The 13,718-nt window shown below is 62.4% G+C and carries 12 protein-coding genes; 4 read left to right on the plus strand and 8 right to left on the minus strand.

Annotated elements, in window-relative coordinates:
• Positions 1–56: 56 nt before the first annotated feature.
• The 5 genes from JQ597_RS29410 to JQ597_RS29430 all read right to left on the minus strand — a co-directional run bounded on the left by JQ597_RS29410 (position 57) and on the right by JQ597_RS29430 (position 5,817).
• Positions 57–1,106: an Ldh family oxidoreductase gene (locus JQ597_RS29410; protein WP_312012286.1), complete on the minus strand. Its 1,050-nt coding sequence runs from the start codon at positions 1,104–1,106 to the stop codon at positions 57–59.
• 73 nt (positions 1,107–1,179) lie between these two features.
• Positions 1,180–2,289: an ABC transporter ATP-binding protein gene (locus JQ597_RS29415; RefSeq protein WP_212268977.1), complete on the minus strand. Its 1,110-nt coding sequence runs from the start codon at positions 2,287–2,289 to the stop codon at positions 1,180–1,182.
• A gap of 25 nt (positions 2,290–2,314) precedes the next feature.
• Complete coding sequence (locus JQ597_RS29420; protein ID WP_212268978.1) at positions 2,315–4,030, minus strand: ABC transporter permease; 1,716 nt, start codon at positions 4,028–4,030, stop codon at positions 2,315–2,317.
• Between the two features lie 163 nt (positions 4,031–4,193).
• On the minus strand, positions 4,194–5,516 hold the full coding sequence (locus tag JQ597_RS29425) for an ABC transporter substrate-binding protein (RefSeq protein ID WP_212268979.1): 1,323 nt from the start codon (positions 5,514–5,516) through the stop codon (positions 4,194–4,196).
• 55 nt (positions 5,517–5,571) lie between these two features.
• Positions 5,572–5,817: an Lrp/AsnC ligand binding domain-containing protein gene (locus JQ597_RS29430; RefSeq protein ID WP_192737765.1), complete on the minus strand. Its 246-nt coding sequence runs from the start codon at positions 5,815–5,817 to the stop codon at positions 5,572–5,574.
• Positions 5,818–6,012: 195 nt separating this feature from the next.
• Between JQ597_RS29430 and thiD the strand changes: the two genes are divergently transcribed.
• The 3 genes from thiD to JQ597_RS29445 all read left to right on the plus strand — a co-directional run bounded on the left by thiD (position 6,013) and on the right by JQ597_RS29445 (position 9,228).
• Entirely contained in the window at positions 6,013–6,810 is a 798-nt protein-coding gene (gene thiD / locus JQ597_RS29435; RefSeq protein WP_212268980.1) for a bifunctional hydroxymethylpyrimidine kinase/phosphomethylpyrimidine kinase, read from the plus strand.
• A 165-nt stretch (positions 6,811–6,975) separates the two neighbouring features.
• The gene (locus tag JQ597_RS29440; RefSeq protein WP_212268981.1) at positions 6,976–7,956 is read left to right on the plus strand and encodes a Bug family tripartite tricarboxylate transporter substrate binding protein; all 981 of its coding nucleotides are present in this window, start codon (positions 6,976–6,978) and stop codon (positions 7,954–7,956) included.
• 183 nt (positions 7,957–8,139) lie between these two features.
• Positions 8,140–9,228, plus strand: a complete 1,089-nt coding sequence (locus tag JQ597_RS29445) for a TRAP transporter substrate-binding protein (protein WP_212268982.1) — start codon at positions 8,140–8,142, stop codon at positions 9,226–9,228.
• A 257-nt stretch (positions 9,229–9,485) separates the two neighbouring features.
• Here JQ597_RS29445 and JQ597_RS29450 read toward each other — a convergent pair whose 3' ends face one another.
• A complete protein-coding gene (locus JQ597_RS29450) occupies positions 9,486–10,982 on the minus strand; it encodes a WG repeat-containing protein (RefSeq protein ID WP_212268983.1) in 1,497 nt (498 codons plus the stop codon).
• A 420-nt stretch (positions 10,983–11,402) separates the two neighbouring features.
• Here JQ597_RS29450 and JQ597_RS29455 point away from each other — a divergent pair, with 420 nt between their 5' ends.
• The gene (locus tag JQ597_RS29455; RefSeq protein ID WP_212268984.1) at positions 11,403–11,684 is read left to right on the plus strand and encodes a hypothetical protein; all 282 of its coding nucleotides are present in this window, start codon (positions 11,403–11,405) and stop codon (positions 11,682–11,684) included.
• A 66-nt stretch (positions 11,685–11,750) separates the two neighbouring features.
• Here JQ597_RS29455 and JQ597_RS29460 read toward each other — a convergent pair whose 3' ends face one another.
• Entirely contained in the window at positions 11,751–12,089 is a 339-nt protein-coding gene (locus JQ597_RS29460) for a monooxygenase (protein WP_212268985.1), read from the minus strand.
• Between the two features lie 68 nt (positions 12,090–12,157).
• Positions 12,158–13,132: a Bug family tripartite tricarboxylate transporter substrate binding protein gene (locus JQ597_RS29465; RefSeq protein ID WP_212268986.1), complete on the minus strand. Its 975-nt coding sequence runs from the start codon at positions 13,130–13,132 to the stop codon at positions 12,158–12,160.
• Between the last annotated feature and the right edge of the window lie 586 nt (positions 13,133–13,718).

Raw genomic sequence — 13,718 nt, forward strand, 5'->3', positions numbered from 1 at the left:
GTCAGCTTGACGCGTTGCGTTGTCCGAAACGGCGGAGGGTGGCGGCTGGTCCTGATTCAGGTCAGCTTCGCCATGCCAAGCTCATCCGCGACCTGATCGAGCCCGCGCATCAGCGCCGGCGGAATCGGAATGCCATCACGCATCCGCGCCTCTCGCGTGGCGTGGCTGCGCTCGCCGGGAACGAAGATCCTGTTCACGCCGGGCATCCGCTCGGAGTTTCTGAAATCGCGCACCAGCGCATCGACGCTCGCCTTGAACACGTCAACATCGCCGAAGGCCGAGATGTTGATCGCGGCGACCGCCTGACCGGTATTGGTGACGCTGTCATCATCATGGTTGAAGTCGATGACGTCCCGGCCCATCGCCGCACCGCCCAGCGTGCCCGCGAGCAGGCCGATGATCATGGCGAGCCCATAACCCTTGTAGCCGGCCTCCATGCCGCCGAGCGGCAGCAGCATGCCTTCGTCGGCGCGCTTCGGATCGGTCAGCGGCTTGCCCTCACGATCGATCATCCATCCCTCCGGCATGGTCTCGCCGCGCAGTGCCTTGGATTTCACTTTTCCATAGGCCGCAACCGTCGTCGCCATATCGAGAATGATCGGCTTCTCATCACCGGCCGGAATTGCGGCTGCGATCGGGTTGGTCGACAGCAGCATGTCGAGGCCGCCCCAGGGCGGCAGATGGTTGGCGTTACCGACCGCGAAATAGAGCCCGATCATGTCATGCTTCAGCGGCATCGACGCGTAGAGCGAGGCAGGACCCGCATGGTTGCTGTATTGCGAGTTGACCCATGCGATCCCCGTGGTGCGCGCCTTTTCGATCGCGATCTCGGCCGCGCGTTTCATCACGAGGTGGCCCATGCCGTTGTCGCCATTCAGCAGGGCGGTGGAGGCGTGCTCGCGCACCACCGTGATGTCGGGTCGCACATTGAAGCCGCCGGCCTTGATGCGGCGGGCATATTGCGGCAACCGGCTGACGCCGTGGCCGTCCGATCCCTGCAGATCGGCTTCCGCCATCAGCGCGGCGACATCAGCGGCGTCGGCGTCAGGCAGGCCCAGCTTTGTCATGGCTTCCCGGATGAAGCCCTTCAGCCGGTCGAAAGTCACTGTCGATGTCGTCAGGATACCAACTCCCGTTTTCCTGTTGGCGCACTTGCGCTGAACATATCGTGGCAAATTCCTAGTCGGATAGGAAGCGCACCGATGATGTGGCGATGGCGACGGTCACGGTGGTGCCGACCTCGTGCAGCATGTCGCCGGCGTGGAAGGGACAATCGACGGCGATGTTGGCTGTGCCTGCGCGCACGCCATAGCGCACGCTGGCGCCGAGGAATTCGCGATAGGTCACCGTGCCCGCGGCTTCTGTCCTGTCTCGCCCCGCGCTCTGGCCCGCACCGACGATCGTGCAATCCTGCGGCCGGAACACCATGCGCGCCCCCGGCGCCAGCTTCCGGTCCACAGCAATCGGTATCTTCAGGCCGCCGGCCACCTCATAGGCGCGCGACGCGCCGTCGCCGATCACGCGGCCTTCGACAATGTTCGCCGTGCCGAGAAAGTTCGCCACGAACAGGTTGGCCGGCTGCTCGTAAAGGTCTTTCGGCGTGCCAACCTGCTGAATGACGCCCTGGTTCATTACCGCGATCCGGTCGCAGACCGTGTTGGCCTCTTCCTGGTCGTGGGTGACGAAGATGGTGGTGAGTCCCAGCCGTTGCTGCAGTTCGCGCAGCTCGCGGCGGACCTGGACGCGCAGCTTGGCATCGAGATTGGACAGGGGTTCATCGAGCAGCAGGAGCTTCGGTTCGACCGCGATGGTGCGCGCCAGCGCCACGCGTTGCTGCTGCCCGCCGGAGAGCTGCGCCGGGCGGCGTTGATCGAGGCCCGTGAGCCCGACGAGTTCAAGTGCGGCCGCGACCCGCGGGCCGATCTCGGCGCGCGGCACGCGCTTTTCCTCGAGGCCGAACGCGACATTGCGCGCCACCGTCATATGCGGCCACAGCGCATGGGACTGGAACACCATGCCGATGTCGCGCTTCCATGGCGGCAGAGCGGAAATATCCTTCTCTGCGACCAGCACGCGGCCACTGTCGGCATGGTTGAAGCCGGCGATCAGCCGCAGCAGCGTGGTCTTGCCGCAGCCGGAGGGGCCGAGAAACGCAAAGAACTCGCCGGGGCGGATATCGAGATCGATCGACTTCAAGACGTGATTGTCGCCATAGGACAAATTGACCTGTTCGATCCGGACACCGACGGCCGGTACGGCGATCGCTCGATTGGCTGTTGCGGCCGTCATGGTGCTGATAATCCCGGCATGAACATCAATGTCCTGCTTGCGGCATGGCGCGGCCACGCTCGATCACGAAATGCGACAGGACCGTGCAGACCGCGACCAGCAGCACGGCGATGACGCCGAGCGCCGCGCCAGGGCCGCGGCCCGCCGCCGATTGCATCAGCACGTAAAGGCCGTAAGCCAGCGGCGCATCGGAGTTGGACTGCACCAGCATCAGCGTCGCCGAGAGCTCGACGGCGGCGGTGGCAAAACTGGTGACGAAGCCGGCCAGCATGCCGCCCATCATCAGCGGTGTTACGATCCGGCGCACGGTGCGCAGCTTGGTGGCGCCGAGATTTTCGGCGGCTTCTTCCAGCGATACCGATATCTGCTGCAGCGCCGCGTAGCAGGCCCGCAGCGCGTAGGGCAGGCGGCGGATCGCCAGCGCCAGCACGATCACGATCCACAGCGAGGCCAGCGGCGTGCCATCCCACAGTTTCACGCCGTAAAACGCGCGCAGATAACCGATGCCGAGCACGATGCCGGGGACGGCGAGCGCGGCCGAGGCCGCCCAGTCCAGCACGTCGCGCCCGACCAGTCTGGTGCGCAACACCAGATAGGCGATTGCCGTGCCGAGCACGACGTCGATCAGCCCGGCCAACGAGGCATAGATCAGCGTGTTCTTGATGTAGAGCGAGCTCTCGCCGAAAATCCTCGCGTAATGCGCCATTGTATAGCCGTCCGGCAGCGGCGAGAACGACCAGATGGTCGAGAACGACAGCAGCAGCAGGCCGGCATGCGGCGCCAGCACCAGCAGCAGGATCAGCGTCACCGTCAGATAGGCGAGCACGCTTTCATACGGCCGCAGCACGCGCCGGGAGAGCCCGCCGCCGCCGCGCTGCACGGTCGAATAGTCGATGCCGCGCGTCGCCAGCGCCGAGAGTGCCATTGCCGCGACGGAGGCCACGATCAGCACCACCGCGATCACATAGCCCATGGGATCGGCGATCCCGATCGAGGTGACGCGCAGATAGGCCTGCGGCGCCAGCATGTCCTTGACGTTCAAAAGCAGCGGCGTGGCGAGATCGTCGAACACCTTGACGAACACCAGCGAGGCGCCCGCGATATAGCCGGGCATCGCAAGCGGAAACACGATGCGGCGGAACAGGCGAAATCCGGACGAGCCGAGATTTTGCGCGGCTTCCTCCATCGAGGCGTCGATGTTGCGCAGCGCCGCCGAGAGGTTGATCAGGATGAACGGAAAATAGTGGATCGACTGCACGAAGATGACGCCGTTCAGTCCCTCCATGAACGGGATCTTGAAGCCAAACCAATCGTCGAGCAGCAGGTTGACGCTGCCGTTGCGGCCGAAAAACAACTGCATCGCCACGGCGCCGACGAATGGCGGCATGATCAGTGGCAGAAATCCCAGCGTCTGGATCAGCACCGTGCCGCGAAAGGCAAAGCGCGAGGTGATGTAGGCGAGCGGCAGCGCCAGGATCGACGCCCCGACCACCGCCATCGCCGAGACGTAGAACGAATTCCAGAACGAACGCAGGAACAAATCGGTGCGGAAGAAATCGACGAAATTGACCAGGGTGAACGCGCCGCCGCCCTTTTCGGTGAACGCCACATAGATCACCGTCGCGGACGGCCACACCAAAAACAGCGCGAGGAAAACCGCAATGCCCAGCGCCAGCGCGATCTGCCCAGGCGTCGCCGAAAGTCTTGCGCGGGCGCGAGGGGCGGGGAGGGCGAGGCTCATGGGCGGTGCACCGACAACGTCGTCCCGGCGAAGGCCGGGACCCATACGCCGTGTCCTCGCGGTGAAACGTAGACGTCAGCGACCTTCGTCAACAATAAACGCCGGTGGCTATGGGTCCCGGCGTTCGCCGGGACGACATTGAGGGATGATGGGCGCCCTCGCATCACTTCGCCAGCTTCGTCGCTTCCTCGGCCTTGGCTTGCGCCTGCGCGTAGCGTTCCTTGGCGAAAACCGCCCATTGCTGTTCCAGTTCGGCCTGCCGTGCGCCCTTCTGTTTTCCGCCGGTGAATGCGCTTGCCGTCTCCTTGGCGGAGGCTGCGGCTTCATCGACCGGCATAGCGGCGATCAGCTCGCGCGCTTGCGCGACGAGTGCGCGAGCTTGCGCATTATCCTTCTTGGCAAGCGCGGCTTCGGCCTCGTGGATCGCCTTGGTCGCGGCCTTGAGCGAATCGAGCTGGAACGAAATCAGCTGATCGAACAGCACGTCGACCACATCGTTGCGCGCTTCGGACTTGGCGACGTCGAACTTGATCATCGCGTTCAGCCGCGGATCCTTGAAGGGATTCGGGTAGTCCGCGGGCGCCTTGGCATAGACGTCGGGATTGACGGGGAGGCGGCGGATGCCCGGCTCGAGCAGCACTTGCTGGCCGGCCGGCGACAGCAGGAATTCCACGAAGGCCTCGGCCGCCGCCTTGTTCGGCGCGTTGGCGACGATGCCGACATTGGCCGGCACGATCGTCGTGACCGTCGGATAGATGAATTTGACGGGGAAGCCCGAGGCCTGCGCCGAGAACGCGAAGAAGTCGATCACGATGCCGTAGCCGACCTGCCCGGAATTGACCGCTTCCGGCACCCCGAACGAGCGCTCGGTGATGTTGCGGAAATTGCCGGCCATCGCCTTGATGGTGCCCCAGCCCTTGGCCCAGCCTTCGCCCTGCAGCACGGCTTCGACGGTCAGGTGCGTGGTGCCGGAGCGCGAGGGGGCGGCGATCGAGACGTGGTCGTAATAAACCGGCTTGGCCAGATCCTGCCATTCCCTGGGATCAGGCAGCTTGTTGGCCTTCACGTAGCGCTCGTTCCACATGATGCCGTAGCCGGACGCGGCAAAGCCGAAATAGAAACCGGCGGGGTCGTTGATCGGAAATTGCCCGATCTTCTCGGGAATGCCTGACGCCTTGGGCGCGTATTTCTGCAGCAGCCCCTTGCCCTTGAGAACCTCGAACGCATCAGGCGCCGAAGCCCAGAACAGATCGACCTGGTTGCTGGATTTGGTTTCCTCGAGATATTTCACACCGGCATTGGTGTTGCGGTTCTGCACTTCCAGCGTCACACCCGGCGTCGCCGTCTCAAATGCCTTCTTGACGGGGTCGGTGACGTCCTTGGCAAAGGAGGTGACGACCGTGACCTTGCCGGCGGGCGCCTGCGCGAACGCCGCGGTCGAGACCAGCGCTGCGCAAAGCGACAGCATCAACAGCCGATGCATCATGTTTCCCCGTTTGCTTGTTCTTGTCGTTGCCGGTGGCCGCGGAAGCGGGCGGGGCCTAGCTCCCGCCGAACGCCTTGAAGGTGATGATGGTGTGGGTGTCCTGGATACCGGGAATGACCTGCACCTTCTCGTTGACGAAATGGCCGATGTCGGTGGCGTTGTCGACGTAGAACTTGACCAGCAGGTCGTAATCGCCGGCGGTGGAATAGATTTCCGAGGCGATCTCGGCTTCCGCGAGCGCATTGGCCACCGCATAGGACTGGCCGAGCTTGCATTTGAACTGGACGAAGAAGGGAACCATGGTTGTCGTCTCCGAAGGGAAGATTTGTGCTCAATATAGCGTTTTCAAGCGAAGTGGATACCGGTTCGCATCAGGAAAACGCGTCAGAGTCAGAAGGCCAAAAACGGGAGCCCGTGGCAAGCCAACTTGCTGGGAATGGAACGGCGCGCTAGGACAGTTTATGATCCCGAACACACCTTTTGCACGAGGCGGGCGATGACACCAATCGCGCTGACCATCGCCGGCTCCGATTCGTCCGGCGGCGCCGGAATCCAGGCCGACCTGAAGACGTTTGCCGCGCTCGGCGTCTATGGCGCCTCCGTGATCACGGCGCTGACGGCGCAGAACACGACCGGCGTCAGCGGCATCCATCAGGTGCCGGCGGAGTTCATCACCGCCCAGATCGATGCGGTATTCTCCGATCTCGCCGTCGGCGCGGTCAAGATCGGCATGGTGGCGCAGCCCGCGAGCATCGATGCCATCGTCGCGGGGCTGACGCGCTGGTCGCCGAAGCATGTCGTGCTCGATCCCGTGATGGTCGCGACATCAGGGGACCGCCTGCTGGCCGCGGAAGCCGTCGATGCGCTACGCACCAAGCTCATTCCGCTCGCCTCGGTCATCACGCCCAATCTGCCGGAAGCGGCGGCCTTGCTCGATGAGCCGATTGCGACAGACGAAGCCGCGGTCGAAAATCAGGGCAAGCGATTGCTGACGATGGGCTGCCGCGCGGTGCTGATCAAGGGCGGCCACGGGGAGAGCGCCGAGAGCACCGATTATTTTATCGACGCCGGGAAGACCATCACGCTGGCCGCGCCGCGCGTCGCCACCAAAAACACCCACGGCACCGGCTGCTCGCTGTCGTCGGCGATTGCGGCCGGACTGGCGAAGGGCGAGAACATGGAGACCGCCGTCCGCAACGCCAAGGCCTGGATCAGCGCCGCGATCGCAGCCGCGGACCGCTTCAGCGTCGGCCGCGGGCATGGCCCGGTGCATCATTTTTATAAGTATTACTGAAGGCAGACGTTACTGGAAGCACCGCCGCAGCCGCGGCTGTTCCTTGTCCGAATGGCCCATTGGCGGGGCCATGCCCGGCGCCTATAATTCGCCGCCTGTAATTCAAGTGAATCGCGACGTCGCCAACGCGCGGACCAATGTCGCAATATCCGGGAGAGAAACGCCGTGAGACAACAAACCCTGCGCTACGCCATATTGACCGTTCTGGCGGGCCTTTCCATCGCCGCAAATGCGGCCCAGGCTCAGACATGGCCGGATAAGCCGATCACGTTCGTGGTGCCGTTCGCGGCCGGTGGCGGCACCGACGCCTTCGCGCGCCCGCTCGCAGCCCAGCTCGACACCCAGCTCGGCAAACGCGTGCTGATCGAAAACCGCGCCGGCGCCGGCGGCACGGTGGGCGCCTCGGCAGCGTCCAAGGCCGCTCCCGATGGCTACACCTTCTTCATGGGCGCGGCGCATCACGCCATTGCACCCTCGCTCTATCCCAATCTCGACTACGACATCGAGAAGGATTTTGTCGCGGTTGCGCTGATCGCGCGTCCGCCGCAGGTGATCGTGGTCAATCCCGAGAAGGTCGCCGCCAAGACGCTTGCCGAATTCATCGCGTTCAACAAAGCGAACCCGGGTCAGTTGAACTATGGCTCCGCCGGCGCCGGCACCACGCATCATCTCGCGGGCGAGTTGTTCAAGATCCTGACCAAGACCAACCTCCAGCACGTCCCCTATCGCGGGGCGGGACCTGCGATGCAGGATCTGATCGCCGGCCATGTGCCTGTCGTGTTTGACGGCATGGGCTCGTCGGCCGCGCCGATCAGGGCCGGGCAGCTCCGCGCGCTCGCGGTCGCCGCGCCGAAGCGGGTGGCGGCTTTCCCCGACCTTCCCACGGCCAAGGAAGCCGGTCTGCCCGACTTTGAAGTGGCGACCTGGTACGGACTGTTCGCGCCGAAGAACACGCCGCCGGCGATCGTCGAACGCATGATCAAGGAGCTGCAGCAGGCGATGCAGGTGGCTGCGATCAAGGAGGCCTGGGAGCGCAACGGTTCTGATGTCCCTGACGTGACGGGCCCTGCATTCGCGAAGATGGTGTCCGCCGAAGTCGTGCGCTGGCGGAAGGTCGTGAAAGAGGCCAATGTGAAGCTGGACTAGAGAGCGTTTTCCTTGCTCCAATGCGGGCACCGCTGATCGGTGCCCGCCCCGCCGCTGCGCATAGCGCCGGCCGCTGAAGTAGCCCTTCCACGCATCCCCCAAAGTTCGCTAAGATGAGGACTGAAGGCCGCGGAGGCCTCGCTGCCCCGCGCCAACCGGTTTGCAATTCCAGGGAGTAATCACATGAAACGCCGTACGTTCCTCAAAGGCGGCGCCGTGGCCGGCGCAACGACGCTGGTTGCGGCACCCGCGATCGCGCAAGCCGCGCCCGAGATCAAGTGGCGCCTGACCTCGAGCTTTCCAAAGTCGCTCGAGACCATCTACGGCACGGCGCAGACGTTTGCGAAATACGTCGCTGACGCCACCGACAACAAATTCCAGATCCAGACGTTTGCTGCAGGCGAGATCGTGCCCGGCCTGCAGGCGCTCGATGCCGTGAGCACCGCAACCGTCGAGATGGCGCAGACGCCGCTCTACTTTTACATCGGCAAGGAGCCGGCGCTCACCTACGCCACCGGCGCACCCTTCGGCATGAACCATCGCCATCAGCATTCCTGGTGGACGTTCGGCGGCGGCGCTGAACTCTGCAACGAGGCGCTGAAGCCTTTCAAGGCGCATGCGATCCTGTGCGGCAACTCCGGCACGCAAATGGGCGGCTGGTTCCGTAAGGAGATCAAGACCGCCGATGATCTCAAAGGCCTCAAGTTCCGCATCGCGGGCATGGGCGGCCATGTGCTGGCAAAGCTCGGCATCGTGCCGCAGCAGATCGCGGGCGGCGACGTCTATTCGGCGCTCGAGAAAGGCTCGATCGATGCTGCGGAGTTCGTCGGTCCCTATGACGACGAGAAGCTCGGCTTCTACAAGGTAGCAAAATACTATTATTACCCCGGCTGGTGGGAAGGCGGCGCCATGCTGCACATGATCGTCAACGACGAGAAGTGGAATGCGCTCCCCAAGCAATACCAGGCGATCCTCAACCAGGCAGGTGCGGCGGCAGGCGCCTGGATGATCGAAAAATATGACAGCGTCAATCCAGCCGCCCTGAAGCGGCTGATCGCGGGCGGCGCCGAACTGCGCGCGTTCCCGCAACCGGTCATGGAGGCCTGCTACACCGCCACGCAGGACCATCTGAACGAAATCGCCGAGAAGAGCCCGCTCTTCAAGAAGACAAAAGAGAGCCACGACGCCTACATGAAGGAAGTGCTGTTCTACACGCAGATCGCGGAAAACTATTACGACAATTATCTGCTCAGCAAGATGCGCAAGGGCTGAGTCCGGCCGGTGGCGGAGGCGGATGGCTTGCTGGTCCATGATCGGCATGCCGTCCTGCTGATCACCACATCGCCAACCGGCTGCCGTCGCAAGTCCTGCATGAACGCGACACGTGGGGCCATTGGTAAGCTCTGTCATGTCCGCTATACGCCGGCAGCGTCCAGGTCGAGCACCGCAGCGAAGCGACGCCGTGTGCCAACAGCGGACATTCTTACACCCGCTCAGAACAGAAAGACCGTCTAGCGGCGTCCTCGAACTTATTTTCTGAGACCAGCTTTTTGCAGGTCGGTTTCCGAAATTCCCATCAACCTACCCTTGCGGGTTACCCAGCCGCGCGACTCAGCCAATGTCACGCGCGCCCTTTCAGGTGTGACCTCGTGAACAGACCGAAATACGACTGGTGTGACTTGTGCACCCTTGCTGTCGATCAAACCCCATTTCTCGCCGGTCTGCACGCTTGCCCAAACTCCGTGAAAATCTTCCGCCAGGTCAAACTGCGCGGATATCCGCATATTGCCTTCCGCATCGACGTAGCCCCATTTGCTGCCGACGCGCACGGGAACAAGCACGGCGCGACTTGTTGCCTTGACTTCGTTCCATGATGCCGTGGTTGCCTTTCGGGTCTCAAGATCGACAAAGCCCCAAAGCTCGCCATCGCGAAACGTCGCCAGTTTGCCGTCCCCTTCATAGTTGTTGTCGACCTGGTCAAACCTGGGGGGCAAAATCCATTTGCCGGCGGCGTCCATAATCCCGCGTTTGCCTTGAAATTCGACGATAAATGCAACCGTTTTCGGTCCGAGTGGCATCATGGGCTCCGGATCGAATACGTCCAGTGGTTCGACGCCATCAAACTCCGCCGCGATGGGAAAATTGCCCTTCATATCAAGGGCGCCCCATTTGTCTTGAACGCGAACAGCAATGGGCATGCCATCTGCGGATGGATTTCCTGCATCCGCCAGGCCGTCTCTGATGACGACGCCGTTCCGGCCGACAAGGGAGAAGGACTGTTCCTTCCGTACGATCGTGGCCTCCGAATAACGGAACGGGCGGCATTCATCGAAAGCAGGCGGTATGACCACAAGGCCGGCGCGATCGATGTATCCGCACTTTCCGGCACGGCTGACGCTGGCGAGTTTATTGTGGAACATGCCCGCCGCATCCCAGCGCTGGGCGCTGATGGGCTGACCGCCCTCTGCGAGGTGGCCAAACAGGTTGCCTTCCTTGAACAGAAGCGGAAATTCGTGCGAACGCCAGCCTATCTCTTCATACTTCGGCTCAAGGATGACCCTGCCTTTTCCGTCGGCAAGACCGTACAACCCGCCGCGGCCGACAGCGATGTATTCCGGTGCGTGGCTCAATCGACGATCAAGTTTGATTCCGTAGAAATCGTCCCAGAGTTCGGAATTCAGCGGCCGGAGCGCATAATCGGTCAACAATTGCTGGCGGTTGACCTGCACGCTGTTTGCTCCGCCGCTCATGGTCAATCTGGAGGACCGAGGTTCCGTGATGTAGCGCCCGTCGCGATCGATTGATCCAACCCGGCCGCCTCGCCATACGAGACCTGCATCTTTAGTCCAATCGTTGGCTGCCTCGAACTCCGGCGCGATGATGAACTTGCCTTCATCGTTGATGTAGCCGCACCGCTCTTTCGCAATACAGGCGCTCAGTAATTCTTGTTGAGGCTGAAAAATCCAGATGATGCCGCCGACCGCGGCTGCGGCAATCAGCGTAGCAATAACGATCAGTTTCTTCACGGAGCACCCCGGGCGTGGAATGGTCGTGGTATCCCGGTGTCGTCTAGAATGCCTTAATAAGCTTGGAGGTCCGGCATCGATGTTTCCAGACCCTTACTGCATTTGGTGAAATCAATTCGATCAATGCCGGGCTGTCTATTCGGTTCGGATGATCCGCACCTGCGCCAAGCGCCTGACCGACGAGCGCCAATTGGAGTCATGCCAAACTCTGCTTTGGGTCATTCGCGACCCGGTCAGGCCGCCGGCTTACCCGGTCATGTCCGCAGTCCCGAATTGCAGCTTCCCGGCGAGGGATGAGTATTGCTAAAATTTTACACAAATTGATAACTGGCGAAAAACTGCTTCGGCAAAATCAAGACCATCCTAAACCCGGCCTTTATCGCGGGCGTGCATCCTCCTGCAAAAGGAGGCGCATAAGCGATGCCCATATTTCAGTATTTTTACGTCGTAGGGTCGGCACTGTTCATATTGCTGTTTGTTTCCGATGCCTGCTTGCGCGACAGCGAGAGCGATTCACGCTTCGACGGGTCGCTCTATCAAAGCGCCATCTACGCACCCCGGGCGGTGGAAACCCTCACGGAGCCTCGCTTCACGCGCGATGCGACGCCGGCCGACCGCGTCAGGGAAGTGTTTGCCCAGTTCGTGCCCAATGAAGGCAAGCGCAGCAAACGATACTCTTCGGTGGCAACGCGCGGGACCTAGAATATCTTCCGCACGCCTAACGCAGTGCGCGCGATGCAATCACGCGCAGTGCCGCAACAGCTATCGTCAGGCCACGGCCTCGATCGCCTTGCCGTTGACGCGCGTCTCGTCCGTCAGATTATCGACCGTGACATGGGTGTCGTACCAGGTCAGGCGAGGCCGCACCCCGAAGCGTTTGGTCAATTCCGCCACGCGTTCCTCCGTGAACCAGGCTTCCGCCGATTGGCGGCTGTCCCAGAGATAGACGCCGCCGGTACCGGTTTCGCCATTCAGGTAGTCCTTTCGGATCAATCCTTTGGTGGCGAGGCCGCGGTAGGTCGGCGCGCTCGACGTGCCGCCCGTGATTGCCTGTTCCTCTGATCGCTTCGGCAGATCGAACTGAACGACAACGATGCAATTGGCCATGGCGGTTTCCTCAGGTGGGTGAGTGGACGGGGTAGCGGTAGGCGCAGTCCGCGCGCGTGCAGTTTGGTCTAGTTGCCGAGCTTGATGCCGGCGTCCTTGATCACTTTTGCCCATTCGGGCGTCTCCTTCGTGATGACGGCCGCGAACTCTGCCGGCGTATTGCCGACCGGCTCGAGCCCGAGTTCGTCGAACTTCTTGCGTACCTCCGGCAGCGCCAGCGCCTTGACGGTTTCGCCGTACAATTTGTCGATAATGTCCCGTGGCGTGCCTGACGGCGCGAGCAGGCCGAACCACGGCACGGCCTCGAAACCGGGAAACCCGGATTCCGCCATCGTCGGCAGGTCGGGCGCCAGCGCCGAGCGCTTGACCGAGGTGATGGCCAGCGCGCGCAATTTGCCTTCCTTGGCCAGCGGCACCACGTTCACGATATTGGCGAACGACATCGCGATGCGGTTGGCGAGCAGGTCGGGCATCAGCGCCGTGGTGCCGCGATAGGGGACCGATGCGATGTCGACACGCGCCATGTATTTGAACAGTTCGGCGCCGAGATGCTGCGACGTGCCGACGCCGGCATGGCCATAGGAGAGTTTGCCGGGCTGCGCCTTGGCGAGCGCCACCAACTCCGCCACCGTCTTGACAGGTTGCTCGGGCGGAACGGCGAGCACGTTCGCCGCGATGAACACCTGCGAGATCGGCGCAAAATCCTTGATCGGATCGAACGGCAGTTTGTCATACAGGCTCGGATTGATGACGAGCGCCGAGTTGCCGCCCATCAGCAGCGTGGTGCCGTCGGCGGCCGACTTGGCGACGCGTTCGGTGGCGATGTTGCTGCCGGCGCCTTGCAGGTTTTCGACCACGAACGGCGTGCCCCATACCTCGGCAAACCGTTCGGCCAGAATGCGCGCCGCAAGGTCCGGCGCAGTGCCGGGCGTGAAGCCGACCAGGATCTTCACCGGCTTGTTCGGATAGCTGGACTGCGCCGATGCCGTCTGCGCCGTCAGCAGCACCAGCAGCGCGGCGGACAGGCTCGCTACGAACTTCATCGTTTCCTCTCTCGTCCTGCATGCCGGTTTGCGCGGTCATTGCCGCAGGACCTCGAGGAAGTGTGACAGCAGCAACCGCTGCCGGCAAGTAGCCCGCATGAGCGCATGCGATATGTGGGGTCGATGCGACATAAGACCCGGATATCGCGTTGCTCATCCGGGCTACGGACTACGGACGGCCAATTCCGCAAGTGCGACAAATCAACCCGTCGGGCAAATCAGTTCTGATTTACGGAAGTTGTGTCAAGCCCCGAAATGAAAAATATTTCTGTTTACCAGAAGCAGAATCAGGTGCATATCTTTTGCTATCCCGTCCTACTCAGAAGGGCGTCGGCCGTCGTCACGGACGTTGGGCGGGTTGCGGTGGACGCTGGTTTACGCTGAGACGACGGCGTGGATAAGCGTACGGCAAAACCGTGTGGTCCTGGCACCCGTTGCAGGTGTCAAGCCGTCGGGTAGGCGAGAGCTGAACCGGCGGTGACGGAGTCAACCAAGAACTCGTCTCCGGGGAGATCACGGCATAAGCCGTAAAGCCATTGCGCAGGGAAGGCCGGGTGTTCTCCGCTGCCCTGTATGCTCGTGTGCA

Source organism: Bradyrhizobium sp. AUGA SZCCT0177 (genome assembly GCF_018130125.1).
Taxonomy (GTDB): Bacteria; Pseudomonadota; Alphaproteobacteria; order Rhizobiales; family Xanthobacteraceae; genus Bradyrhizobium.

Excerpts from the sequence above, each read along its gene's own strand:
- JQ597_RS29465 (WP_212268986.1), bottom strand. The coding sequence starts at position 13,132 with ATGAAGTTCGTAGCGAGCCTGTCCGCCGCGCTGCTGGTGCTGCTGACG.
- JQ597_RS29455 (WP_212268984.1), top strand. The coding sequence starts at position 11,403 with ATGCCCATATTTCAGTATTTTTACGTCGTAGGGTCGGCACTGTTCATA.
- thiD (WP_212268980.1), top strand. The coding sequence starts at position 6,013 with ATGACACCAATCGCGCTGACCATCGCCGGCTCCGATTCGTCCGGCGGC.
- JQ597_RS29460 (WP_212268985.1), bottom strand. The coding sequence starts at position 12,089 with ATGGCCAATTGCATCGTTGTCGTTCAGTTCGATCTGCCGAAGCGATCA.
- JQ597_RS29430 (WP_192737765.1), bottom strand. The coding sequence starts at position 5,817 with ATGGTTCCCTTCTTCGTCCAGTTCAAATGCAAGCTCGGCCAGTCCTAT.
- JQ597_RS29415 (WP_212268977.1), bottom strand. The coding sequence starts at position 2,289 with ATGACGGCCGCAACAGCCAATCGAGCGATCGCCGTACCGGCCGTCGGT.
- JQ597_RS29425 (WP_212268979.1), bottom strand. The coding sequence starts at position 5,516 with ATGATGCATCGGCTGTTGATGCTGTCGCTTTGCGCAGCGCTGGTCTCG.
- JQ597_RS29445 (WP_212268982.1), top strand. The coding sequence starts at position 8,140 with ATGAAACGCCGTACGTTCCTCAAAGGCGGCGCCGTGGCCGGCGCAACG.
- JQ597_RS29420 (WP_212268978.1), bottom strand. The coding sequence starts at position 4,030 with ATGAGCCTCGCCCTCCCCGCCCCTCGCGCCCGCGCAAGACTTTCGGCG.